Below are 21904 nucleotides of genomic sequence, written 5' to 3' on the forward strand. Positions count from 1 at the left end.
GACACTGAACACAAAGAGCATCAGTATAGCCAATCTGTCCGTGATCCAGCTAACGAGACGAGAGAGATCAACGGAAGTGGCCCCAGTCTGCTCCTTGCTGCGCAGCATTTTTCGCGACGTCGCAATCAACAGTGCTCCATGCCTCCGCCACCCAATGGGAGATCCTACCAGGGCTTCAATTTCCAGCCCAGTACAAAGCCGATTCCAAACGCCCATAAGGTCACGACCTCGGGTCGTTCTTGAGCGTACTGTTTCATGCACTCAATCGCCGCATCGCCGGCCGACATGGCCTCTTGACCTGCGAGATGAATCGGCTTCGAGTGACGTTCATGGGATTGGATATTCATATCGTCTGTCATCGATTGCTCCTTTGTGGCAGAACTGAAGCAAGTTCACTTCTCAGGATTACCTTGAAAGTGACTTGCCCTGGGGTTTCCATATGGTCATATCGAACGGGTCTGTTTTTCCGCAGTCCCTTTTAACGCGAGTTTTATCCACGTCAGGTTGCTGCGAAATTCTTGTTTGGATCGACGGAATGCGTTAAACGACTTGCCCATCCACAGCCAGCCGGCGATACCGCTCAGGCTGGCGATGATCAGGCCGGTTACGGTTGCTATTAAAAATGCCAACCAAGTTTGCAGGCCGGCTTGAACCAGCCCCAAAGCCAATGTTGCCAAGGCCATCGGAACACAGCCCAATGCGACGACCAGTGTGATCGCCAGCGCGATGAGCGGTTTGGCAGTGCGTTTCAGATAATCCTCGGCATCGACCTTGAGCAGTTCGGCCTGCAATTCGGCTAAGGAGACGACGTCGTGTGCGAACTGGCCCACATTGCGGGCGACGGTGCGCGGTGGAAAGTGCGTTGAGCCGTTGTGTTCACTCATTTTCGTTTCACCCACCAACCCAGAACCAGACCGGTCGCGACTGCCGCCCCCAATGCCACTGCCGGGTTAGCAGAGACGACTTGTTCCAGTTTTTTGACGAGTTGTTTCCCCTGCCCTAATGCGGCAGCTGCGATTTCTTCGGGGCTACCACATTCGGTGAATGATTTTGGATCGATACTGTGATCGGCGAGGGGCGAGTCGGTCATACGGTTCGTCATTGATTTCTCCATCGAGTTGTATTGTTGAGTCAAAAAGCGAATGTTGACGCGCATCACTCGGTATCAGCGGCGATCTGCTCGCCACCTTGTTGGCCGAAATAATTCCCGGCGTAAGCGACAGCGCCACGCATGGCCATTGTCCCCATGAGACTTAACAAGGTGCTGGTCACGCTGCCGCGAGATTGCGGCTTTGGGTTCGCTTCGACGACTAATTTGTGTTTTTTTGCCAATTTGATCAGCGTGTCCGCATCGGGAGCCACGAGTTCCACCTGCTTGGGAACCACGGCATAGCCGGCGGCAAGCGCGGCCCCCATACAAACCCACGGATATCGTTTGACATAGGTTCGCCAATTCGTCATCTCGCGTGTCGATTCAGCAATATCGTCCACGCCCTCTTTGAGTTCGTGGCGCACGTTTTGCATTTTTCGTCGGATGTCGTCGGCGGGACTGATCATGGCAATGCTTTGGGGGGTTCCGTATCAGGATGATTAGCAGACCGTTAACAAAAGGGTGCCACTGGCGACTTATCCGCCAGTGCAAACGGTGTGACCTGAAAAACACTGCTGGGCAAGCCAGCGGTGGCACCCGACTTTCGATATTTTGCGATTCTTAACAGGCTGTTAACGTTTCATAAACGAATCAGGCACGACCGCACTTAAGGAGTCCAACAGTTGTGCGCCCAACCGCTCCGCGGCCGCCGCCCTGCGCGGCGGCCCGGAGTCAGAGAGTAGGCTGACCACTGTCAGTCCGACCCCCACACCTAACCCAAAGGTGACAAGTGCGGAGGACAATGCGTGATCACCGACAAAATCCTTCGACTGCTCGGTGATTGATTCCTGAATATCGTCCAAACGATTACGAGGTTCAGACATGGTCACTTTCTCCAAAAGGTGACATATTCAAAAGTTGAATCAGCAGGTCAGATTATGACGGTCGGCGTATCGACCCCGTCACGGCACTGATCAAAAACAACACGAGGAAAACGACGAACAAGATTTTTGCAACACCGGCGAAACTGGCAGCGATGCCGGTAAATCCCAAAACAGCGAAAGCCAACGCCACGATCAATAAGAAAATTGCCAGATTTAACATTTCAAACTCCTTGAGGTGAAAGGGAAAAGAGGGTGAACAGTTGCGGTATTATCGAGACCGCAAAGCGAGACCGAGCACGACACCGGTGATTAACCCGGCGCCAAAACAGACTGCTAAAGATTCCGCGGGACGGCGACGGACTAGCTCTTCGGTTTGCTTGTATCCATCGCGCATTTGATCAGCGGCCCGCGTTGCAGCCACTCTGGCTGACTCGCCAGCATGCGCCGCATAGTCACTGACATTGTCGGCGACATCGTGGACACCTTGGCGGACGGCATCCGAGACTTTTTCGACCGTGGAAGTTGAGTTGCTCACGATCTCTTCGAGAAAGTCTTCCACATCGCCACGAGCCTCGCCGGTCTTCCGCTGAATCATTCCGACCAGCTGAGCGGCGTTGCCGTCGAATTGTTTTAATTCGTTGTCCGTCAGTTCTCCCCAACGGTCGAGTAATTTGCCTTGAATTTCATTCCAGTGCCCTTGCAAAACTTGTTTATTGAGCATGACGTGTTCCCTTGTGTTTTATGTGTTGTCGAATAAGAAACCATCGGACGGGTGGGGATGACCTCAGATGACCTTCATCACCAAAAGCACGATCACAATGATGAGAAGCAGGCCCACGCCGCCGCTGGGTCCATACCCCCAATTCCGACTGTGCGGCCATGTCGGCACTGCGCCGAGAAGCAGCAAGATCAAAATGATCAGCAAGATGGTTCCCAACATGGCGGTCTCCCCGATGAGTTGTATGTCTTAAAGTTTTGAGCAACGAAACGACGAAAGAGCAGGTTCCGTGCCAATCGCCAATTCTCATAAAATCCGCTGAAATACGAGGGCGATTGAAGCAGCAATAGAGACACTTCCGCAAATTTCGCGCGACGTGCGGTCAAGCTGAGCGCTCAACGATCAAGCCTGTTCGCCATCCCCTCACATGCAGAAGGCTCCCCCTCAACGCCCCCGACAGAACGCGGCATGAGGGAACGGATCAGCGGATGCAGTCGTCGCGCCGGCGGCAATATTTGGGAGCGCTCGACGTACCTCTTAGGTTTCGAGCTTATCAGGCTTCCAGCTCATTCCACCGAAAGGCAAGCTCGGTGGACGTCAGTCAATCGTCACTCCACCACTCTGAGTGTTCAACGACCGGTCTCAGCCACCAAAAACGCTCAAATTCCGCGATTTTAGTGTTCGGCACACGGCTTGCTTTAACCACATAGAAGAGGAAGCTGGTTGACCAAGCACTGAACTTAAAAAATCAAGGAGATGGTCGTGAACACCACCGAAACTTTGACGTATCGCTGCCCGCACTGTACTGCAGTGATGGATGTGGAATCACAACTGATTGGAGAAAACATCGCGTGTGTCGACTGCGGCAAGCCGATTCAAATCGAGGCGCCGCAGTCAATCCCGGTCAGCGAAACTTCATCGACCGGTGTTCAGAGTCCCCCGGTGGTTGAAGTGCCCGCCGATGAAGAGCGGACTCTTCAAACGCTGCACCCAGCGATGTTTCGCAACCATCCTTTCATCTACCTGGGCATCGTATTGTTGTTTGCCCTCGGTTTGGCAGGTCTCGTGTTATTCCTTGCGGCTGAGGCGAACGTCGATCTTGTCGCGTGGGACCTCAACAACTGGGACGTGCTGGAAGGGGAATCGTTGCTGTGGATCAGCCTGGCGTTGATGGCGGTCAGCACTGTCACTTACTTGGCTTGGCGAATCAAGATCATGTTTGTCACTTTGCAGGTCACAACGGACCGTTGCATCTTTCAGCGAGGGCTCATCGCACGCACCACCTCTGAAGTCCGACACGATGACGTTCGTAATATGCAGATCGATCAAACCGTCCTCCAGCGCATACTGGGTGTGGGCTCGCTGGCCATCTCCAGCTCTGGACAAGATGACTTTGAAATCCGCGCCAAAGGGATTCCACAACCTGAATCCGTGGTGGAAACCATTCGGAATTACCAATAAGTCTGGGCCGTGTTGTCGTTAGTCGGTTGTCTGTTAAAAAATGCCTCAAGCGCGAGACAAGGGATATCTGTCATGGTAGATAAAAACGCGGCAACGCATGGTTCAGGACGTTCGTACACGCTGTTGATCTTGGCATTCGTGATTGCCGCGCTCTATTTGGCCAAAGAGATATTATTGCCGCTTTCTCTCGCCATCTTGCTAAGCTTCGTCCTCACCCCCCTGGTGAGCCGTTTGGAACGGTTGCGTCTTGGGCGAATCCCTTCAGTGATCATCGTATGTGCGATTGCATTCTCTGCCATTGGAGGCGCGGGCTGGCTGGCTACGAATCAACTCATTGAGTTGAGTACGCGACTGCCGGATTATAAAGACAATCTGATCGATAAGATCCACAACCTGCAAAACGGGACCGGTGAGAAACTCGAAAAGGCCAAGCAAGCACTCGAAGACATTGGCACAGAATTGTCGGAAGGCGGCGACGTTGCCGACAAAGAGCAAGATTCCGCCGAGACCTCTGATCAGCCGGCATTGCAGAAAAACATACTGGGGTGGCTAAACCCTCAAAAACAGGCCGATGGCTCGAAAGACAACCCGGTGGAAGTCAAAGTGGTCTCCCTGCCCCCTTCCCCGTTGAATCAGATTCAAACGTGGTTGGGGCCGCTTGTGGCGCCATTGTCCACGGCGGGTATCGTCGTCGTGCTGGTGGTTTTTATTCTGGTCAAGCGAGAAGATTTGCGGAATCGGGTGATCCAACTCGTCGGCACTTCGAAACTGTACGCCACAACAGAAGCGATCGAAGACGCCACCGACCGCTTGAGCCGTTATCTACGGATGCAGTTGTTGATCAACATCATTTATGGTGTCGTCGTTGCTGTTACTTTGATGTTTTTGGACGTCCCCAACGCGATTCTGTGGGGCGTGATGGGGACGATGCTGCGGTTCTTGCCATATATCGGTCCCTGGATCTCAGCCGCTATGCCGATCGCACTGACAATGGCGATCTCCGATGGCTGGTCGCTTCCCTTGATGACCATCGGACTGTTCGTCAGCTTGGAACTGGTGGTGAACAATGTGCTGGAACCTTGGTTGTACGGCAGTAGCATTGGTGTCTCATCGTTGGGTGTTATCCTCGCAGCGATTTTCTGGACCTGGCTGTGGGGACCGGTGGGATTGGTACTGGCGATGCCGTTGACGGTCTGTTTGGTGGTTCTAGGCAAGTATGTTCCGCAACTCGGTTTCCTGCCATTATTGTTAGGAGACCGCTCAGCTCTTGAGCCGTATGAACAGATGTATCAAAGATTATTGACGGCAGAAGACTATGAAGCGAACGAATTGGCTGAAGAGTACCTCAAAAATGCGAGCGTGACGGAATTTTATGACGACGTGTTGATGCCCGCCCTGCAGTTGGCCGAGCAAGACCGACATGCGGCTCTGCTCAGCGAACAACAAGAAACCGTGGTGAACGACTCTGCACGAGAACTCGTCGAGGAGTTGGGCGAACGATTGCCCCAAGAACCACTGCCGGAGAACGGGGCTTGCGGACCAGAGGCTCAGGAGCACGTACTTTGTATTCCGGTGCGCGACCAAGCTGATGAAACGGTCGCGTTAATGACCGGTCAACTGCTGCGGTCTGAAGGATGTCACGTCGAAGTGGGATCAATCGATATGCTGGCGAGTGAAGCGATCAACCGGATTGAAACTCAACAGTGCCAAATCGCGATCCTCATCCTGCTGCCGCCGCTGGGGGCACGCAAGGGACGCTACCTTTGTAAACGGTTGAGCCAGCAGTACCCCGATTTGCAAATCGTCGTTGCACTGATGCATGGTGAAAAGTACGGCAAATCGAAGCAACGTTTATTAAATGCCGGGGCCAACGTCGTTGCAACGAGTCTGCCGGACTTAATCACCTCCGTACGCCAGGCACGCTTCAATGTCCAACAAGCGTCCCACTCGCACAGTTCCACAGAGGAGTCCGTCCCAGTAGAGCAAAATGCCGTCCCTGTTGCCGCCGCACAGCCCGTTGATCACCAACCCTAAAGTATTTCCGGATCATTATTAATCCCTGCATTCTGCTTTGCCCCGTATCTGGTCGTTAAGCAGCCAATTCGAAAGTTGATCTACCAATTGAGAGGAGTTTTCGATGAAATTATCACAATTCATCGCTGTTTTGGGCAGCTAGAAATGCTTGGCATGCTATCTGCAGTATAGATGGAATTACTACATTTTCAGGAGATATCAACGACAACTGATCGGAGAAATCCCATGACATCCGAATCTCAAAATAGACTCAATCAAAGAACGATTACCGCTTTGCAAGAACTCATCGAGATTAATCTCGATAGCTATAACGGGTTTACGAAGGCAGCGAATCTGATCGAGGATACGACATTACAACATCATTTTGCCGGCGTCGCCCAGGAACGAATTAGGCAGGCTGTCGGTCTACAGCAACTCATTGACAGTGATGATGAGCAACCGCTAATCGAAGGCAGTATCGCCGGACGAATTCATCGAGCGATCATGGATTGGAAAGATACGTTTAGTGAAGGGCCCAATGCGGTATTGACCGAAGTGAAACGCGGCGAAGACTACATCAAAGCCAAATACGAGGCTGTACTCTCACGAACGGCCGGTAGCAAAGCGGCTGGCCTTCTCAAACGCCAATACGCCGCCGTTCAACAGGCACGCAACCGCATTTGCGAACTTCGCACGAAATTTACCGCGACCTAATTCTCGACGTCGCCGTTGACGTTGAGAGGGAAGCATGTTGGTATGCCATGAGGTCGAGTGCGTATTCCACTGGTTTGGATTGCCGACTTCACTCAGATCGAATACGGTTTGCTCGTCTCCATGTTACCTTCGAACGACAGTCTCTTTTGAAAAGATCAAACAGATGTCATTTCTTGAAATCCTGGTGTTGTTATTAATTGCTGGAATCTGTGGCGGACTGGCACAGGCGCTCTGTGGCTATTCTCGCGGAGGGTGTCTGATCTCCATCGTGATTGGGTTCATTGGTGCCTTCTTGGGCACATGGCTGGCGCGACTCGCTGAATTGCCAGAGATGTTCGCCATCACCATTGGCGACACAACCTTCCCAATCCTCTGGTCAATTATTGGCGGGGCACTGTTTGCCGCCATCATAGGTTTCATCACACAACGTCCGTCCAAATAAAGTTACTCTTCCCCTTTCGGTTGGCTGGCCGACCAGGCGCTCGTCATCGATAGGTCCGCAGCACTCCGTCAATCGCCAGCAGCTTTGATCAATTCATTGAGGAGGTATCAAGATGAGTGATTCCCGTGAAGATCTGGAAGCGCGCGTCGAAAAACTCGAACATGAACTTCAGGTTGAACAAAATTCGCACAAGGCAAAGAAGTCCGTTCGCGCCCGCTCCCACAAAAAACTCCTTGGTTTGCCGCTCTACGATGTCGCCATCGGTCCCGATTTTGAGAGCGGCGAGGCACGCGGGCATGCCAAAGGGATTTTCGCCATCGGTGATCAAGCCACCGGAGTGATCGCTGTCGGGGGCATCGCTCAAGGCGGGGTGGCCATTGGCGGACTGGCGTGTGGACTTTTGAGTTTAGGGGGCTGCGCGTTCGGTCTGTTGGGAGTTGTCGGTGGCGTGGCCCTTGGTGGATTCGCTTACGGGGGAGTGGCGGTCGGGTTGAAAGCCATTGGCGGTGTTGCTGTCGATCCGGGATGGTTTGGCGACGCACAATTGCCCATCACCAAGCCGTAAAACTGCTGTCGCTCTCAGGTCGGCAGGTTGGGCGACGCCACATAATCGGCACCGACAATCACTTTCAGAGCAGAGGGACAGATCTCGAACTCTACGGTGCCCTTGGTGAGCAAATTTCCGTCAGCGGTGAAGGCCATCGGCGGGTCCGATTCAATACGGACTTTTTTTGTGCGCTGGAAAAGAATGTTCTCATTTTCCCGATAGTCACCCAACGCATAATCGGTGGCGAGACCGGCGATTTGTATCGGCTCGCAATCGCGGACGATCACAACATCCATGAAGCCATCTTCAAGACTCGCGTCTGGTGCAACCGTGAGACCGGTGCCCGATGTGCGACCGTTGGCCACAAAAACATTCAGCGCCTCGATCTGTTGCGGGGGGTGGTCGTCAAACTGCACGGTTAAGTCATAGCAAATCAACTCCGACAGGACGTCGACCACACCGCGGAGATAGACCAGCGGGCCCCAGAATTGTTTCATGTCAGCGGTCAATTGATCCATGAATTGACCGGTGTTGCCTCCCGTGGCCATGTTGCTGAAGTGTGAGCATTCGCTGTCGTTCACAGCCCGGACGAGGTCAACCTGCCTTGTCTCAGCCACATCGACAAGTTCGGCCGCCTGCTGAACGTCGAGAGGAATGGCCAGCGTCCGGCAAAAGTCGTTTCCGGTCCCTAACGGCAGGATCCCTAAGGTCGACGTGGCACCTGCATGCATTAACCCCTGCACGGCAGAGTTCACGGTCCCGTCCCCCCCGGCAGCAATCACCGTCTGAGCACCGTTGCGGGAGACCTGTTCCACCAGCTTGCGTGCTTCTGCATCCGAACCAGGTTGATGCACCGTCACATCAGGGCGGCTTTGAAACAACGCCAGCACATCTTGATTCGCCTCAGCAGAGCCGGCGTGACTGTTCCAGAGAAGATGAATGGGCGTTTCACTCATGGGTGAGCTTTCTTTAATCCTTGAGCACATTGAGTCAGGCTGGACAACACTGTTCGCCCTCCCATCGAGTTGGTTGTTCGGCGACCATTTCCAGGTCATCTCAGCCGGAAGCCAATGCAATATTTCCATCAGCCATGGCGAAATCAACTCAATTCCAAACGTTTTGCGTCAAAAAACGCTCCCGGGTTATCGCATAGGCAGGATCGGCACGGCAACTGCTCTTAAAAGAAAACTATTGCGAGAAATGCAAAACGAACCTTCGAATCTTCACTAAGACAGTCAGTTGAGGTCAATCATGACTAAAGAACTCGTGTTCAACGCCTTGAATGAACAAGTCGGATCAGAATTATCGGCGTGGTATTCCTATCTAGGAATGTCAGCTTGGTGCTCGTCACAACAACTCAACGGCAGTGCGAGATGGCTGCGGGCACAGGCCCAGGAAGAGTACACGCATGCGATGAAACTCTATGATTTCTTGGTCGAACGGAATGCCCCCGTGCAATTGAAGCAGATCGAACCTCCCCAAGCAGAGTTTGAATCGATTGTCGAAATCTTTCACGCTGCATTGAAGCAGGAGGAAGAGAACACACAGCGGATCGACGCTATCTTTCAAATGGCATTGGACCAACGCGCATTCGCTTCGCTTGTCGAGCTGCAGTGGTTCATCACGGAGCAGGTTGAAGAGGAAAAAACGGCCCGTGAAAACCTGGCCAAAGTCAAAATGGTCAGCCAGGATCCGGCAGCCATCCTGGAATTCGACCGCGTGTTAGGGGAACGCGACTTGGTGCTGGACACCAGCCCCGCTTAATGCTGGCCGATGAGCCGGTTGAAAAAGGGTGCCACGGGCGGCTTGTCCGCCAGTGCTAACTGTGTGACGGGCAAAAACAGTGCGGGACAAGCCAGCAGTAGCACCCGACTCGCATATGTTTTTTTTTCAACGGACTGTTATACCGCCGTCATCAACGCTGGCACTGAATCTCTCATCATTTTCAACAAAAAACGATTTACCAGGAGTCCAAAATGTCTAACCAGGTTTCGCCCGTTTCCCACGATGTAAAATCACCGACGGCAGATGTCATCCGTATTTTATTGGCCATCCTGTTACCCCCGGTCGGGGTGTTTTTACAGGTCGGCTTGGGAATGCATTTCTGGCTGAATATTCTGCTGACGATTCTGGGATACGTCCCGGGGATCATTCATGCGGTCTGGATTATTGTGCGGAAATGAACCTGGAATGTATTTCTTGAAAGGACACTTGTCATTCTTGAGCTCCTTAAAAGGAGTCCCGACGAGTGTATGGTCGACACGTGATTGACTTCATGCACGAGCATCACGGCTGAAGGAGTACTATGGAACAGCTTGCCCTACTATCATCGGCCGTCAATTTGAACACGGTCGCCGTGACGGTCTCGATCTTGGTCGTGTTCGCGATTCTGGTCACGATCGTGCTGCGCAGACGCAGAGAAAATGTTTGGCAAGCGTTCGCCCGGCGAAACGGATTTCAGTACACCGTTGTCGAGGGGCAACCCCAGGTCACGGGGCTGCTTGAGGGACGCCGTTTTGAATTGGCGATTTCTCCGGAAAGCTCTGATACAGGGCCACTGGGTGTGGAAGTCATTTCCATGGCTGTTTTCCTACATCATCCCCCGCCAGGCAATCTGCACCTCGAATCCGCCGGCGGCTTGGTGGGGGATGTGCAATTGGCCTTCAATGAGCAGCGATACCAAACTGGTAATGAAGAGTTTGACCAGAATGTGAATGTCGAAATCACTGAGTCCGCAGATGGAGTGGCTTGGCTCACCCCCAAAAAGCAGCAGGCGTTTTTGCAACTGGTTCTGGCGACTCCGACCGACACCTATCAACTTGCGGCCGGGCAATTGCGATGGCAATGCCGGACAGCCATTAGTGTTCCCGACAAACTTGATGAGCATCTCAGATCACTCGCGACCGCTGTGCGCGAACTGGATGCCCCACCCCAGGTGTGAGGCAAGCACGGCGCCTCGTACAAAGTGATCTGCTCAGCGCTGCGCTCCGGGAATCCGCCAGCATCCAGGTGATGAGCGAGAATGATTTGGCTCGCTTCGACATGCTTGTCGGTGCCGTGTCTCAGAAGTCCATCTGTTGGAACTGACGACGCTCCGGCGTTTGCAGGCCACTTCCAGGCGGGTTGGCCAGGAAGGTTGGCCAGGAACGAGATAGGCAGTTTCAGCACAACATCTTGGAACGCATGCTGTGCGAACGTATCTCGAAATGCGAACAGTTTCGCAGTCCTGCCAGTACTCCTAAACCCCCAGGCAACGAGTGAATAATCGGTAACTCTTACCTGGATTCCAATTTCCTGGGGGATTCGACTCAACTTACGGCTCGAATATTCCGAACAATCAGAATACTGCGAACATTCATTACAACCGTCAAAGTCTATCTCCTCTGTGGAGGGCGGTTGAAATGTGGATGCTCTGCCACAAATCGGAGCGGGCAGCACGGGGTTATTGGCCGTGTGGGAGCATTTTTTTTGTCGCAGTAGGGGGCGTTGAGTTGCAGCGGCATTTCGCCGATTTCGGATACAAATTCGGATGAAATCAGAGTAATCCTGACTGGTGAGACAACATTATGCGTGTTCACGCGGCAAGCCTTTTGGAGCGATCCATGAATACGAGACGAGTAAACGTCCCCTTGAGAATCGTGTTGATCACGGCCATGCTATGGTCACCGGTCCATGCGGCAGACGACGCGGGTAGCGTACGTCTTGCTAACAATGAAACCACTGGAACGGCTTATGTCACTCCCACATCGTGGAGTACCGAGTCGATGAATGGTGGGCCCACCGGGATGACATCCGTGGGGAGTCCCGGACCGAGTCGCGCAGCGGATCCCTTTGGGATTCAATTCCGCTTCCGCAGCGACATTCAGCCTTCGTTCGTTAAGGACGGGTATCAAACACTGGGTGCGATGGTCCCGTTCCACATCGATCCGGGGACCAGCTTGGTCTTCATCGAAGGTCGCGGCTACGCCACGAACCATGCCGAATACGGCGGCAACGTCGGCTTGGGCTATCGTTACTACAGCGAAATGATGAATCGCATGTATAGCATCAGTGGTTGGTGGGACTACGATGATAGTAACGTATTCAACTACGATCGCTGGGGCATCAGTTTGGCGTCATTGACCGACAATGGTCTCGACTATCGCGTGAACGCCTATATCGCTGATAACACAGCTGGGAAATTCGTCGGTCGCACGACGGGCATTCCGATCTTCTCGGGATACAACATTGGGCAAGCGACTGATTCACTGTATGAAGTCCCCTACTCGGGGTTTGATGCTGAAATCGGCATGCCGGTTCCCTTCTTGGGTGACTATGGCATTAAGGTTTATGCCGGTGGCTACTACATGCAAGCCGAAGGCGAGAAAGATGCTTCCGGTCCTAAGGTTCGCCTGCAAGGTGACATCACAGAATCGATCTGGGGCCAAGTGGAATGGACCAGCGACAGCGTCTTCGGCAGCAACGTGATGGGGTCGGTCGCAATCGACTTCCCCGGTGGCGGACGGCGTCCGGCCTTTACACGCCAACCGACCAACATGATGCTCGCACAACAAGTCCAACGGCAATATCGCGTTCCTGTTAACGAAAAAGTCGTTCGGGAATCGAGCGTGGCAATCAACCCGGTTGATATGGAACCGTTCATTGTCTATCACGTCGACAACACCGCACCTGGCAGTGGAGACGGTTCGGCAGAAGCTCCGTATAGCACCCTGCCCGGCTCGGTGCCTTCTGAAGCTGACATTATCTTCGTCAACCGTGGCGATGGCACATCGTCGGGCATGACGGGCGACTTTTTCCTGCAAGACGATCAACGTCTGTTGGGTGAAGGCACGGTTCACTTCTATACGTCAACCGCAGGCACGTTTGAAATGCCTGGATACACACCGGGAGTCAACCCGCTACTGGGTGGCACGGTCTCCATGCTGGGTGACCGCGTCGAAGTCGCTGGCTTCCGCTTTGCGGTGCCGGACGGTCAGCCTGCGATCTTCGGGTCCGGGGATGACTTCTTGATCCGTGAAGTCGCGGTCAGTGGAGGCGGACGTGGTGTCGATCTGATGAATGCCACTGGTGTTGGCCTGATCACTGATTCGACCTTTGTCGGAACGGGTGCTGACTCGATTCGTGCGGAAAACGCCGATGGGACGACCTTAGACTTGGCAATCATCGATACGATCATCGCCGACGGGGATGAGGATGGTGTTTATGTCACTGTCGACACCGCCGCCACGATCAACTTGCTGATGGATAACGTGGATGTCTCGGGTGTGGCCGGTAACGGTTTCGGGACGGATGTCAGCTTCTTCAACACGACACTGGCAGTCGATGTGTTTAATAGCTCCTTCTCAAATAACTTTGGCGACGGGTTCTTCGTGGAGCGGGTCGATGATTCCGGATTCAGCATTAACATTGCTGACTCGACATTCGACAACAACGGACGTAACGGTGTCTCCATTTTCAGCTACAACGGTCGCGTGCCGAATGGCATGGTCGACATCGTACGCAGCTCAATGTCTGACAATGCCAACATCGGTCTGCAACTGCATGGTGAGGCGGACGTGACGTTGGATGTGGATCTGGCAGACAACTTCATCAACCGCAACGGCTTCGGCGGTATCCAAATGACTTCGGCTGAGCGTATCCTGCTACAAGGTGTCTGGGAACGCAACGAAATCAACAATAACGGATACGACGACGCAGTCGGCGACGGCGATGGTATCTTTCTGCAGTCGAACCTGGATCTGGTGCTCACCGACAACGACGTCCTTGCCAATAACGGCGACGGATTGCAGGTTGAAATCTTCGGAGCGGCGAGTACGATCCTGGACCTCAACGGTAACCGGATCAACAACAACCTTGGTGCTGGTTTCGACTGGGAATCAATCTTCGGCAGCTCATTGTTGCTGATGGACGTCGATGCGAGTGCGACCCGCATCAGCCAGTTTAACAACAACGACGGCGACGGTATGGAATTCCGTTCGAACGGGCTATCGGGATTCGCTGACTTTGTCGTTGCCACGATCAACGACACCGAGATCAACTTCAACGAAGGACGCGGTGTCGACCTGTTGACGCAAGAAGATGCAGGTATGGAAATCTACATCACAGACTCGCAGATCTCAGCCAACGGCGAAGAAGGGGTCTATCTTGTCAACACCGCATCGGGAACTCAAACTCAAGATGTTTCCAGCTCCGTGGCCTTGGCTGACGATGGCCTAATCGACACCATACCGACGACAACGTTGGTGATCGATAATAGCGAAATCGATGCGAACGGCACCATCGGAACAATGGGCGGTGTTGTCATCCGCGTGGGAACCTCCGATGGCGGTCGTTCTTACACCTTCGACGGAGGATATGCTAGCGACGGTTACGGCGGTGTGATCGCCGGCTTGACCAACAGTATGTTGTCAGGGAACTACGGGGAGGACCTTGTCATCGAAAGCTTTACGTCGACGGTTGATCCGCCTGATACCGATGGCACTTGGACCGACGCAGAATTCACAGTGGACAATTACGAGTCCGATCCGCTGGCGAGAATCGACGTGGTCTTCCACGGCAATACGGCTGACTCGATCGATGTCATCAACTTCGGAGCCTTCTACGACAACGCCGAAGCGGTCTTCAAGTCACGCGATGTTGATCAAACCGATCCAGGACCGTTTACCGATCCGGCCAGACGGCGAAACGCAACTCGCTTGGCAGCCAGAGATGGTTTGCCGCCGGCAACACCAGGTGGAGCATCGGACACTTTCCTCTATCCAGGTATTGGCGAAAGCACGATGCGGGTCGAAGGGCCTCTGCCAGGCATCGAAGATGGTGTCGACATCCTGGACCCCGGCTTCGGCGGTGGAGTCATCTTGGGTGTCCTACCCGGCGAGTTTCCGTTTGTCTGGCAAGTGGTGCCTCCGGGAACAATCTTCCCCTAAGCACGACCTAATGGTCACCTGACCAACGCAACTGAAAAACGAACACTGGGGATGCCGATTTGACGGCATCCCCAGTTTTTTTGTTTGTCGACAAGGAGTTTCAAAACTCTCTGACGCGTCACGCAACCACTTGTATTATAGATTCCTGAACAGGCGCAACCTGGTTTTGAAACTGGTTCTACGCAAATCAAGTCGCCTTCACCCGCGCGTAAGTCAGCGTGTCCAGAAACTCATCCCATTTCTTGATCGCTTGCACCTGCCGACCTTCATAGGTCAGCCCCGCTTTTTCCAGCACTCGCGCAGAAGCCGGGTTGTTGGCGAAGACCGAGGCATAAATCCGGTGCAGCCCCAGATCCTCAAAACCGAACCGCACGATCTCAATCGCCGCTTCGGTCGTATAGCCGCGGCCCCAATAGGGCACGCCAATCCAATACCCCAGCTCGGCCCGCTCCCATTCCCGTTGCACGGTCAGCCCGACCGAACCGAGAAATTCATCGGTTTCAGTCAGCACCATGGCAAAGTGATAGGCCTTGCCGCTCGCCGCTCTCTCCAGGGCGCTGGCAATCCACTCTTCTGCAACACCGTCCGGATAAGGATGCGGAATCCGCAGAGTCGTGGCTGCAATCGCTCGTTCTCCGGCCAGTTGTTGCATCCCCGGCGCATCGGTCAATTGATACGGCCGTAATGTGAGGCGTTTTGTTTGCAGTGTGAGTTGGCGCATGCGGGATCTTTCGGATTTCGGGCGCAGAGTACGACGGCGAGCCGTCGGTTTGGACGAGGCCTGGGAACACGAGAAAGCACGTCCGCAAGGATTCGCACCCTGACCCGCCGGGTTGGAGCCGGCAATGCTGCTGTTACACCACGGACGTGTGTGGGCAATTGATGTATTGAGGCGTATGCTGATCGATCCCCAGCCGACCACCTGCCGCTGTCGGTGATGTGCGGTGAATTGGTGCAAGAATTACATCCAATCGACGTCCACTAAGTCTCGTCTGGGTCATCGACTTCAACGAATTCGATCAACAAAGTGACAAACACTACCACAAAGGCCGCAATCGTAGTGAACGCAATAACACCGCGCACTGCACGACCGGAAGGCACGCCGATGACAATGCATATTGATAAGAAGGCTGCAAATCCGACGGCCGTCAGAAGTGGCCGTCGATACGTGGGAGACACGAATAGTCCTACCAAGGTTCCTCCCCAGGTTGCTAAACCTAGTGCGAACACGGCGGCGATCAGGTAAATCTCTCCCTCCTCTTGAGGGTTGGAGGGGCGCGTTAGCAACCAGCCTGCACGGCCATCGTGGATAGCCATAATGTCGTGCACACCAATTCCAGCGCCAATAATGAGTGCAACCAAGGCACCCGCGATTACGGACCAGCCACCGCGTCGTTCCAAGCCATCCGCCAACACCCAGTCCAGCAGACGTTGCGATACGGTCTGACTCGATGACTCTTTGGCAGAATGCGTTTGCGGCAAAATCTCATCTGCTTTTTCCAGTCCTGGCAGGAACGTATTGCGAGAGATGAGCGCGCCGATGGTCAGACCGATCAGTCTCAACGGTGACATTTCCGGAAGACTGCACGCCGCACCGATGCCGGCGAAAAGCGTCGCCATCAAAATCCGCTGCGCGACACCCCCGCCGGTGTCAATTAGCGAGCCGAGTAGCATGCCAACAAGGCTGTAAGCGATGCATCGCCAGAGACGAAACGTATTCTTCTTTTGATGCATCGCAAATTCTCAAATCGAGCGCCGGGTGCCACTGCTGGCTTGTCCAGCAGTGACGTGGCAGGTCGCACGGTTGGTACTGGTGGACCAGCCAACAGTACCAACCGTTTTGTGCCAAAGGTTTATCAGCAGCGAGCAGCTACTCTTCCAACTCCACGTTCCAGTACGCTTCGCTAATGAACTTGGACCAACTGTCGATCCGTTGTCCGTGCGTTGCGTACAGCGGCTTCCATTGGGGGCGCACTGGTTCCTTGCGCAACAACATGCGGGCTTCTTCCGGAGTGCGGTCCGCCTTGCGGGAATTGCACTCCACACACGCCAGCACGCAGTTCGTCCAACTCGAGCCACCCCCTTGCGACCGGGGCAACACGTGGTCGATCGTCAATTCGTTGCTGCCTGGTTGGCAACCGCAATACTGACACGCATAGCGATCACGTTTGAAAACGTTGCGGCGGCTGAAAGTGACAGCGTTGACCGGGACCCGGTCGTACTGCACGAGCGTAATGACCTCAGGCACGCGCAAGCGCAATTGGCTAGTGCGGATGACCAATTCATCGTCCTCCGGCATGACTTCGGCCCAATCGGACCAGTCGTACGTCTGGTAGTTCGCCGGGTCGACGATGCGGGCGTTTTCGCTGAACACCTTGACCAATGCGCGGGCGACGGTCGCCACGCCTACTGGTTGCCAGTTGCGATTCAAGACCAGCGTCGGTCGATCTAAAACGGCAGCTACCATCGTATCCTCCTATGAGAAGTCCTTCGGCATGCGGTATGAGACTGCAGCCTGATCCGTCGGCATACAACCTGTCGGCATTTTCTCAGGTGAGACCTGCGAGGTCAATTGTTACGGGAAATTGTTAAATTTTTATCAAGGGTATCCGGGGGGAATCGAACCCGCCACCACGACCTTCACAGGGTCGCATGCATAGCCACTACACTACGGATACCATATGTCCGCTAGGACACGGACCGCCGTCAGTCGGTTCAATCGTTTGCCGACGTTTCGGTGGAAATTCTCCATGACCGCATTTGATTTAAGTGTCACCACCCGCCCGGGATGCGCGGGACTGGTCCCTCAATGGTCATCTCCGGCATAAATCCACATCGCTGCGGTTTGCCCTGCGCGCTCGAATCCACACTTGCGATAAAAATCGAGCGCCCGGCCGTCGGCCACCAGCATCTGTTGATGCAAGCCGGCGTATTTGTCCATGAGCAGCCGCATCAAACCGGTCCCGATTCCCCGACCGTGATATTTCGGCCATACCAGCAAGTGTGGGTAATAAACCACCAAGTGGCCATCAGAAATCGCATTCCCCAATCCAACTAGCTGCTCGCCGTCCCAAGCGGTGACCAAGGAATCTGATGCCAATAACCCCTTGTGCAAGACGTCCGGCTTGTCAGCCGACGACCATTGATTGGCGAGGTAGAGCGGCAAGATTTCCTCGATCGTCGGTCGGCGATTGTCGCTGTATTGAATTGCGAGCGGTTCCATAAATCGTGTGCGTCCTGCTATGAGGGATTGTGAATTTGCCGCTTGTCGGGATTGAAAAAAAGTGGCCAGTGGTCGGTGGCCAGAAATGTGGGGAAAGACAAACGGCTGTTGAATGCCAACCCTACGGTCTAAGGACTATGGCCTACAGCCTTTTCCCTCAAGCCTCAAGCCTCAAGCCTGCGCCCCCCCGCACAATGCAGGGCGTCTTTCAATTGTCAAAAGTGATCCCGGATGGAATTGAACCATCGTTGCCAGCATGTCGAGCTGGAGTCGTACCATTGGACCACGGGATCGGGAACCAAATTTCAGACGCGTTGAATCGCCGAATGTCGTCTTCCTCCCCCGTTACTACAAATTGCATCTACGAGACGGGTAATGATCTAAGTGTTCGATTGATAAAAAATCCGGGGTGGCCGCGATGGCGCAGACATCGGGGCGGGCGCAGCCCGCAAGAAGCCGCAATTTCCGCATTCTTAAACAAGCAGACTCTCGCTGACGAGGACAGCTGAAATTGCTGCGTCTTGTGCCTACGGCACACCGATTGCCGTTGGCAATCGCTGCCACCCGATGATTATTTCACCACGGCGAAAGGCAATCTATTGCTCTGGGAGAGGGTCAGGGGTGATGGCTCCACGAGCCGGACGGTGTCGCCAAGGTCGTGCACAGAATCCGGCAAGCGGCCACAAGCCGTTCGCCGCACGATCAAAAGTACCCCACCGAGGAATCGAACCTCGTCCAACAGTTTCGAAGACTGTCATGCATCCATCACAACCGCAGGGCTTGTTTAGTAGGCAGTAGGCAGAAAGGAGTGGCCAGTGGCCAGAGACGGCGGGGGCTACCGGCTATTGAGGCTTAGGTTTAGCTCATGATTGAAAGTACTTATATTCAACTTCCGCGAATGTCATCTGCAAGTTTTTTTGCGTCTTGTATGAGAAGATCGACGCGAGAAACGGAAGTCTCAGCGCGTACGCGGCGACGCAATGGGAGAGCTTGCTGCTGAACGTCATCACAGATATTGGCTAGACGAGTTGCGGAAAAACGGCCACGGCAAAGCTTCACATATTTCAGGAGATACTCTAGATAAGCGCACTTCTCCCAAAATACGCCTAGCGGTATTGCTGCAGCAGCGGCAATCAAGTGTCGCTTGTCACGATGATCAACCAGAAAACTGACAACCCGCCAATTCCCCCGAGAACCAAGTTTTTTAAGTTTCAACGCTGTTAATTCTTCAAGCCATTCTAATCGGAGAGATTTTGGCAGCTCCTCTAGCAGATACGTCGCCTCAACACTGCGGCAGCCGTCATGCCAAATATGGAAACACAATCCGTCATATTGAAAGAACAGTCGTTTTGCTTTTTGGAGATTCATGAGTTTTACCAGCACCATACGAAATGAAGGAAAGGCCCATCGTCATTCTGCTGACATTCACCTGCCAACCCGATCGTCTAAGGTCTAAGGCCTACAGCCTCTTCCCCTCAAGCCTCACGCCTCCAAAGTAGCGGGTCCGGGAGTCGCACCCGGCGGTCAAGGCTTATGAGGCCCCGCTGAGCACTCGCTCACCCGCGTTGTTTTTAGGCTGTAGGCTGTAGGCTGTAGGCTGTAGGGAATTTTCCCTAAGGCCTACGGACTAAAGCCTACGACCTTCGTCCTCAAGCCTGTTCCCTCAAGCCTCACGCCTACCGAAGTGACCAAGGGGAGAGTCGAACTCCCATGCCCGCAGGCACGGCGGTCTGAACGCCGCGTGTTTACCAGTTTCACCACTTGGCCGTGTGTTTCCGTTAAAAAAATTCACGCTCCGCCGATACGACGGTAATCCTGAACGACAGAAGAGTTACAGATCGACGCTCGAGATGCGTTGAGCGAAGGCTGTGACGTCACGTTCATTCTCATTTTTTTATCCGTGTTTCATCCGTGTTCATCCGTGGCTTTTAAAATCTGCGTTTAATCTGTGTTCAATCTGTGGCAACGAAGTCCGTTAAACCATCATGTCACAAAATAGCCCGTACGGGATTTGAACCCGTGTCTCCGGCGTGAGAGGCCGGTATCCTTGGCCGCTACGAACGGGCCGTTTGCTAGTAGGCAGAAAGGAGTGGCCAGTGGTCGGTGGCCAGTGGCCAGAGATGGTGGGGATCGCCGAACGACGTTCGCCTGCCAACCCTACAGTCTACGGTCTAAAGCCTACAGTCTTTTCTTCCTCAAGCCTGTTCCCTCAAGCCTCACGCCTCCCCAGTGCGTCGAGACGGAGTTGAACCGCCATAGTCCGTTGGGACGGGTGGGTTACAGCCACCGGGGCTCGCCAATGCCCAGCCGACGCGTGTTGACGGCGGTCGGCTCGTGGCGTCACGTCGTCTTGGCAATCAGTTCTTCAAACCATTCGCGTCCTACTTGTGATTTGTCTCCTGTTTCGTTGTCGCAGCGATAGAAAGCGCGATAGAGGTCGAGGTTGTTGTCTAATCGCTCGATCAAGCGCGTTGCCCGTTTTATCGCTGTCTTCCATTTGCCACGGCGGTCGCCTGCGACCCATGCGTTGTAGGCTTCGTCGTGCAATTCAATGATTTCCAAAACTGCTTCGTCGGTGATGTATTGCTCTGCGAATCTCCGGGCATAGGCGCCATGGTGATTCGGCCCGCTGCGCTGTTTGGTCGGATCGACTTGAAACTTAAACGTGTCATGAATCAGCGCAACGAGCCGTAATGAGTGGTAATACGGCGATGGGGCATACCACTGCTCGATGTTTTGGATCACGGCGGCGATGTGGTATTTGATCGCCCCCTCGGGATGCCCCCGCCGCGGCCGTCCATATTCGAGCCCCTGCCGAAACAGGGGGTCGGCGGCGAGTGTCCGTTCGATGTCGTTGATGAGTATAAATGGGAATTCCTCCATGGTGTTGTTTTCGATCACGTCTTCGCCGGTGGCGACGGTGTCATCACGTAACCACGTGAATGCGGCCGCGGCCGTTCGGCGAGCATGCTGTCTCCTATAAATAACAAAACGCTGTGCATCCGCTCTTGGATCAAATTATCTCGCTCCGGCGGCGGTGCATTTACAGATGCCGGAGCAGAAATCGGTAAAGGGTCGGGTTCAAAATTCGTAATATGTGTCATTGAAAAATATCTTTCGTCAGCCGCTATGGGCCGGATGATTCAAAAGGGAGACCGATCGTCTTGTCGTGACCATCGGTGTGGAAAATACCTCACGCAAAGGCGCAAAGCCGCGGAGGATAAAGTTGGCGATGTTGAAACACTGAATCCGTTTTTTAAATCTCAACGTCTCTCTGTGATCTCTGTGTTCTCTGTGGCTAAAAATTTTTATTGAATGGTGTGCAGCAAATTGTTTCGTTGGGATGCCCAACTGTCCGACACAGAAAGGTGCGTCGCGACGCACCCTACGGGGTGATGTTGCGCTGTGGAGTAGCACGGGTGGGAGTCGAACCCACAGACGATCACGAAGGTTTGAGCTTCGCCGCTTTTCCGTTTGCGTACCGTGCCATTTACTGCTGGGCCGTTTGCTGATCAAAAGCGTCTCCGATGGGATTTGAACCCACGACCTCCACCGTGACAGGGTGGCGAGCACTCCGGACTGCTCTACGGAGACTTGGTTTCTTGAATGTCGAGGATTGGATAATTTCCAACTCTGTCATCTACCCAGAGTGAGATTCGAACTCACAATCGCTCGGGTTTAAGCCGAGCCGCTCTGCCGATTGGCGTATCTGGGCGTGCAATTCACACCAATAAGTTTCAAAACCGATGACAAGTAGTCCTGGAGGGACTCGAACCCTCGATCCGCTCCGTGTAAAAGAGCCGCCTTCGCCGCTAGGCCACAGGACTTTGTAGTAGGCCTGAGGCTTGAGGCGACAGGCGTGAGGGTAAGAGGCCGTAGGCTTTAG

25 protein-coding genes and 8 tRNA genes are annotated in these 21904 nt (G+C 53.9%); 10 read left to right on the forward strand and 23 right to left on the reverse strand.

Annotation, left to right across the window (positions count from 1 at the left end; all coding sequences use genetic code 11):
• Nucleotides 1-164 precede the first annotated feature (164 nt).
• From Mal52_RS22080 to Mal52_RS22115, 8 genes are all read right to left on the reverse strand, one after another.
• Nucleotides 165-359, reverse strand: coding sequence for a hypothetical protein (locus Mal52_RS22080; protein WP_145378704.1), 195 nt, complete (start codon nt 357-359; stop codon nt 165-167).
• Between the two features lie 84 nt (nt 360-443).
• The gene (locus Mal52_RS22085; RefSeq protein ID WP_145378705.1) at nt 444-884 is read right to left on the reverse strand and encodes a phage holin family protein; all 441 of its coding nucleotides are present in this window, start codon (nt 882-884) and stop codon (nt 444-446) included.
• Complete coding sequence (locus tag Mal52_RS22090) at nt 881-1102, reverse strand: hypothetical protein (RefSeq protein ID WP_145378706.1); 222 nt, start codon at nt 1100-1102, stop codon at nt 881-883. The genes Mal52_RS22085 and Mal52_RS22090 overlap by 4 nt, the downstream gene beginning before the upstream one ends.
• Nucleotides 1103-1155: 53 nt before the next feature.
• Complete coding sequence (locus Mal52_RS22095; protein ID WP_145378707.1) at nt 1156-1557, reverse strand: hypothetical protein; 402 nt, start codon at nt 1555-1557, stop codon at nt 1156-1158.
• 165 nt (nt 1558-1722) lie between these two features.
• Entirely contained in the window at nt 1723-1974 is a 252-nt protein-coding gene (locus tag Mal52_RS22100) for a hypothetical protein (protein ID WP_145378708.1), read from the reverse strand.
• A 52-nt stretch (nt 1975-2026) separates the two neighbouring features.
• On the reverse strand, nt 2027-2194 hold the full coding sequence (locus Mal52_RS22105; protein ID WP_145378709.1) for a DUF1328 domain-containing protein: 168 nt from the start codon (nt 2192-2194) through the stop codon (nt 2027-2029).
• A 48-nt stretch (nt 2195-2242) separates the two neighbouring features.
• On the reverse strand, nt 2243-2695 hold the full coding sequence (locus Mal52_RS22110) for a CsbD family protein (protein ID WP_145378710.1): 453 nt from the start codon (nt 2693-2695) through the stop codon (nt 2243-2245).
• A 63-nt stretch (nt 2696-2758) separates the two neighbouring features.
• Entirely contained in the window at nt 2759-2914 is a 156-nt protein-coding gene (locus Mal52_RS22115; protein WP_145378711.1) for a DUF3309 family protein, read from the reverse strand.
• A gap of 540 nt (nt 2915-3454) precedes the next feature.
• Between Mal52_RS22115 and Mal52_RS22120 the strand changes: the two genes are divergently transcribed.
• From Mal52_RS22120 to Mal52_RS22140, 5 genes are all read left to right on the forward strand, one after another.
• Nucleotides 3455-4153 carry a PH domain-containing protein gene (locus tag Mal52_RS22120; protein WP_197533389.1) on the forward strand — a complete coding sequence of 233 codons (699 nt, stop codon included), beginning with the start codon at nt 3455-3457 and terminating at the stop codon, nt 4151-4153.
• A 72-nt stretch (nt 4154-4225) separates the two neighbouring features.
• A complete protein-coding gene (locus tag Mal52_RS22125) occupies nt 4226-6187 on the forward strand; it encodes an AI-2E family transporter (RefSeq protein ID WP_145378713.1) in 1962 nt (653 codons plus the stop codon).
• Nucleotides 6188-6412: 225 nt separating this feature from the next.
• Entirely contained in the window at nt 6413-6880 is a 468-nt protein-coding gene (locus tag Mal52_RS22130; protein WP_197534394.1) for a PA2169 family four-helix-bundle protein, read from the forward strand.
• 163 nt (nt 6881-7043) lie between these two features.
• Entirely contained in the window at nt 7044-7322 is a 279-nt protein-coding gene (locus Mal52_RS22135) for a GlsB/YeaQ/YmgE family stress response membrane protein (RefSeq protein ID WP_145378715.1), read from the forward strand.
• Nucleotides 7323-7434: 112 nt separating this feature from the next.
• Nucleotides 7435-7887, forward strand: coding sequence for a hypothetical protein (locus Mal52_RS22140; protein ID WP_145378716.1), 453 nt, complete (start codon nt 7435-7437; stop codon nt 7885-7887).
• Nucleotides 7888-7901: 14 nt separating this feature from the next.
• Here the strand turns inward: Mal52_RS22140 and Mal52_RS22145 are convergent, their stop codons facing one another.
• Complete coding sequence (locus Mal52_RS22145) at nt 7902-8825, reverse strand: diacylglycerol/lipid kinase family protein (RefSeq protein WP_197534395.1); 924 nt, start codon at nt 8823-8825, stop codon at nt 7902-7904.
• 295 nt (nt 8826-9120) lie between these two features.
• Between Mal52_RS22145 and Mal52_RS22150 the strand changes: the two genes are divergently transcribed.
• From Mal52_RS22150 to Mal52_RS22165, 4 genes are all read left to right on the forward strand, one after another.
• On the forward strand, nt 9121-9633 hold the full coding sequence (locus tag Mal52_RS22150; RefSeq protein ID WP_145378718.1) for a ferritin: 513 nt from the start codon (nt 9121-9123) through the stop codon (nt 9631-9633).
• A gap of 212 nt (nt 9634-9845) precedes the next feature.
• Nucleotides 9846-10052, forward strand: a complete 207-nt coding sequence (locus Mal52_RS22155; RefSeq protein WP_145378719.1) for a YqaE/Pmp3 family membrane protein — start codon at nt 9846-9848, stop codon at nt 10050-10052.
• A 122-nt stretch (nt 10053-10174) separates the two neighbouring features.
• Nucleotides 10175-10810, forward strand: coding sequence for a hypothetical protein (locus tag Mal52_RS22160; RefSeq protein ID WP_145378720.1), 636 nt, complete (start codon nt 10175-10177; stop codon nt 10808-10810).
• Between the two features lie 661 nt (nt 10811-11471).
• The gene (locus Mal52_RS22165) at nt 11472-14795 is read left to right on the forward strand and encodes an inverse autotransporter beta domain-containing protein (RefSeq protein ID WP_145378721.1); all 3324 of its coding nucleotides are present in this window, start codon (nt 11472-11474) and stop codon (nt 14793-14795) included.
• Between the two features lie 187 nt (nt 14796-14982).
• On the opposite strand, the gene Mal52_RS22170 is transcribed toward Mal52_RS22165, so the two are convergent.
• The 10 genes from Mal52_RS22170 to Mal52_RS22215 form a co-directional block, all read right to left on the reverse strand.
• Nucleotides 14983-15516, reverse strand: a complete 534-nt coding sequence (locus Mal52_RS22170) for a GNAT family N-acetyltransferase (protein ID WP_145378722.1) — start codon at nt 15514-15516, stop codon at nt 14983-14985.
• A gap of 260 nt (nt 15517-15776) precedes the next feature.
• Nucleotides 15777-16529 carry a hypothetical protein gene (locus tag Mal52_RS22175; protein ID WP_145378723.1) on the reverse strand — a complete coding sequence of 251 codons (753 nt, stop codon included), beginning with the start codon at nt 16527-16529 and terminating at the stop codon, nt 15777-15779.
• Nucleotides 16530-16665: 136 nt separating this feature from the next.
• Nucleotides 16666-17262 carry an HNH endonuclease gene (locus Mal52_RS22180; protein WP_145378724.1) on the reverse strand — a complete coding sequence of 199 codons (597 nt, stop codon included), beginning with the start codon at nt 17260-17262 and terminating at the stop codon, nt 16666-16668.
• A gap of 137 nt (nt 17263-17399) precedes the next feature.
• A tRNA-His gene (locus Mal52_RS22185) sits at nt 17400-17473 on the reverse strand.
• 128 nt (nt 17474-17601) lie between these two features.
• Entirely contained in the window at nt 17602-18018 is a 417-nt protein-coding gene (locus Mal52_RS22190; protein ID WP_145378725.1) for a GNAT family N-acetyltransferase, read from the reverse strand.
• A 222-nt stretch (nt 18019-18240) separates the two neighbouring features.
• Nucleotides 18241-18311: transfer RNA gene (locus Mal52_RS22195), tRNA-Val, on the reverse strand.
• A 592-nt stretch (nt 18312-18903) separates the two neighbouring features.
• A complete protein-coding gene (locus Mal52_RS22200; protein WP_145378726.1) occupies nt 18904-19386 on the reverse strand; it encodes a hypothetical protein in 483 nt (160 codons plus the stop codon).
• A gap of 317 nt (nt 19387-19703) precedes the next feature.
• Nucleotides 19704-19785: transfer RNA gene (locus Mal52_RS22205), tRNA-Leu, on the reverse strand.
• Between the two features lie 229 nt (nt 19786-20014).
• A tRNA-Glu gene (locus Mal52_RS22210) sits at nt 20015-20085 on the reverse strand.
• Between the two features lie 273 nt (nt 20086-20358).
• Nucleotides 20359-20901 carry a hypothetical protein gene (locus Mal52_RS22215; protein ID WP_145378727.1) on the reverse strand — a complete coding sequence of 181 codons (543 nt, stop codon included), beginning with the start codon at nt 20899-20901 and terminating at the stop codon, nt 20359-20361.
• Nucleotides 20902-20985: 84 nt separating this feature from the next.
• Between Mal52_RS22215 and Mal52_RS22220 the strand changes: the two genes are divergently transcribed.
• Nucleotides 20986-21333, forward strand: a complete 348-nt coding sequence (locus Mal52_RS22220; RefSeq protein ID WP_145378728.1) for a hypothetical protein — start codon at nt 20986-20988, stop codon at nt 21331-21333.
• 96 nt (nt 21334-21429) lie between these two features.
• Here the strand turns inward: Mal52_RS22220 and Mal52_RS29940 are convergent.
• The 4 genes from Mal52_RS29940 to Mal52_RS22235 form a co-directional block, all read right to left on the reverse strand.
• Nucleotides 21430-21506: transfer RNA gene (locus tag Mal52_RS29940), tRNA-Leu, on the reverse strand.
• 31 nt (nt 21507-21537) lie between these two features.
• Nucleotides 21538-21612, reverse strand: a tRNA-Asp gene (locus Mal52_RS22225).
• Nucleotides 21613-21659: 47 nt separating this feature from the next.
• Nucleotides 21660-21733, reverse strand: a tRNA-Leu gene (locus Mal52_RS22230).
• Nucleotides 21734-21772: 39 nt separating this feature from the next.
• Nucleotides 21773-21845: transfer RNA gene (locus Mal52_RS22235), tRNA-Val, on the reverse strand.
• Nucleotides 21846-21904 lie beyond the last annotated feature (59 nt).

The organism is Symmachiella dynata, assembly GCF_007747995.1.
Taxonomy (GTDB): Bacteria; Planctomycetota; Planctomycetia; order Planctomycetales; family Planctomycetaceae; genus Symmachiella; species Symmachiella dynata.

What these genes read in the sequence shown, in the direction of transcription:
- Mal52_RS22155 (WP_145378719.1), top strand. Translation starts at nt 9,846, where the DNA reads ATGTCTAACCAGGTTTCGCCCGTTTCCCACGATGTAAAATCACCGACG.
- Mal52_RS22215 (WP_145378727.1), bottom strand. Translation starts at nt 20,901, where the DNA reads ATGGAGGAATTCCCATTTATACTCATCAACGACATCGAACGGACACTC.
- Mal52_RS22100 (WP_145378708.1), bottom strand. Translation starts at nt 1,974, where the DNA reads ATGTCTGAACCTCGTAATCGTTTGGACGATATTCAGGAATCAATCACC.
- Mal52_RS22200 (WP_145378726.1), bottom strand. Translation starts at nt 19,386, where the DNA reads ATGAATCTCCAAAAAGCAAAACGACTGTTCTTTCAATATGACGGATTG.
- Mal52_RS22140 (WP_145378716.1), top strand. Translation starts at nt 7,435, where the DNA reads ATGAGTGATTCCCGTGAAGATCTGGAAGCGCGCGTCGAAAAACTCGAA.
- Mal52_RS22130 (WP_197534394.1), top strand. Translation starts at nt 6,413, where the DNA reads ATGACATCCGAATCTCAAAATAGACTCAATCAAAGAACGATTACCGCT.
- Mal52_RS22115 (WP_145378711.1), bottom strand. Translation starts at nt 2,914, where the DNA reads ATGTTGGGAACCATCTTGCTGATCATTTTGATCTTGCTGCTTCTCGGC.
- Mal52_RS22125 (WP_145378713.1), top strand. Translation starts at nt 4,226, where the DNA reads ATGGTAGATAAAAACGCGGCAACGCATGGTTCAGGACGTTCGTACACG.
- Mal52_RS22150 (WP_145378718.1), top strand. Translation starts at nt 9,121, where the DNA reads ATGACTAAAGAACTCGTGTTCAACGCCTTGAATGAACAAGTCGGATCA.
- Mal52_RS22160 (WP_145378720.1), top strand. Translation starts at nt 10,175, where the DNA reads ATGGAACAGCTTGCCCTACTATCATCGGCCGTCAATTTGAACACGGTC.
- Mal52_RS22095 (WP_145378707.1), bottom strand. Translation starts at nt 1,557, where the DNA reads ATGATCAGTCCCGCCGACGACATCCGACGAAAAATGCAAAACGTGCGC.
- Mal52_RS22135 (WP_145378715.1), top strand. Translation starts at nt 7,044, where the DNA reads ATGTCATTTCTTGAAATCCTGGTGTTGTTATTAATTGCTGGAATCTGT.
- Mal52_RS22220 (WP_145378728.1), top strand. Translation starts at nt 20,986, where the DNA reads ATGCTGTCTCCTATAAATAACAAAACGCTGTGCATCCGCTCTTGGATC.
- Mal52_RS22190 (WP_145378725.1), bottom strand. Translation starts at nt 18,018, where the DNA reads ATGGAACCGCTCGCAATTCAATACAGCGACAATCGCCGACCGACGATC.
- Mal52_RS22180 (WP_145378724.1), bottom strand. Translation starts at nt 17,262, where the DNA reads ATGGTAGCTGCCGTTTTAGATCGACCGACGCTGGTCTTGAATCGCAAC.
- Mal52_RS22165 (WP_145378721.1), top strand. Translation starts at nt 11,472, where the DNA reads ATGAATACGAGACGAGTAAACGTCCCCTTGAGAATCGTGTTGATCACG.
- Mal52_RS22090 (WP_145378706.1), bottom strand. Translation starts at nt 1,102, where the DNA reads ATGACGAACCGTATGACCGACTCGCCCCTCGCCGATCACAGTATCGAT.
- Mal52_RS22110 (WP_145378710.1), bottom strand. Translation starts at nt 2,695, where the DNA reads ATGCTCAATAAACAAGTTTTGCAAGGGCACTGGAATGAAATTCAAGGC.
- Mal52_RS22080 (WP_145378704.1), bottom strand. Translation starts at nt 359, where the DNA reads ATGACAGACGATATGAATATCCAATCCCATGAACGTCACTCGAAGCCG.
- Mal52_RS22105 (WP_145378709.1), bottom strand. Translation starts at nt 2,194, where the DNA reads ATGTTAAATCTGGCAATTTTCTTATTGATCGTGGCGTTGGCTTTCGCT.
- Mal52_RS22175 (WP_145378723.1), bottom strand. Translation starts at nt 16,529, where the DNA reads ATGCATCAAAAGAAGAATACGTTTCGTCTCTGGCGATGCATCGCTTAC.
- Mal52_RS22085 (WP_145378705.1), bottom strand. Translation starts at nt 884, where the DNA reads ATGAGTGAACACAACGGCTCAACGCACTTTCCACCGCGCACCGTCGCC.
- Mal52_RS22145 (WP_197534395.1), bottom strand. Translation starts at nt 8,825, where the DNA reads ATGAGTGAAACGCCCATTCATCTTCTCTGGAACAGTCACGCCGGCTCT.
- Mal52_RS22170 (WP_145378722.1), bottom strand. Translation starts at nt 15,516, where the DNA reads ATGCGCCAACTCACACTGCAAACAAAACGCCTCACATTACGGCCGTAT.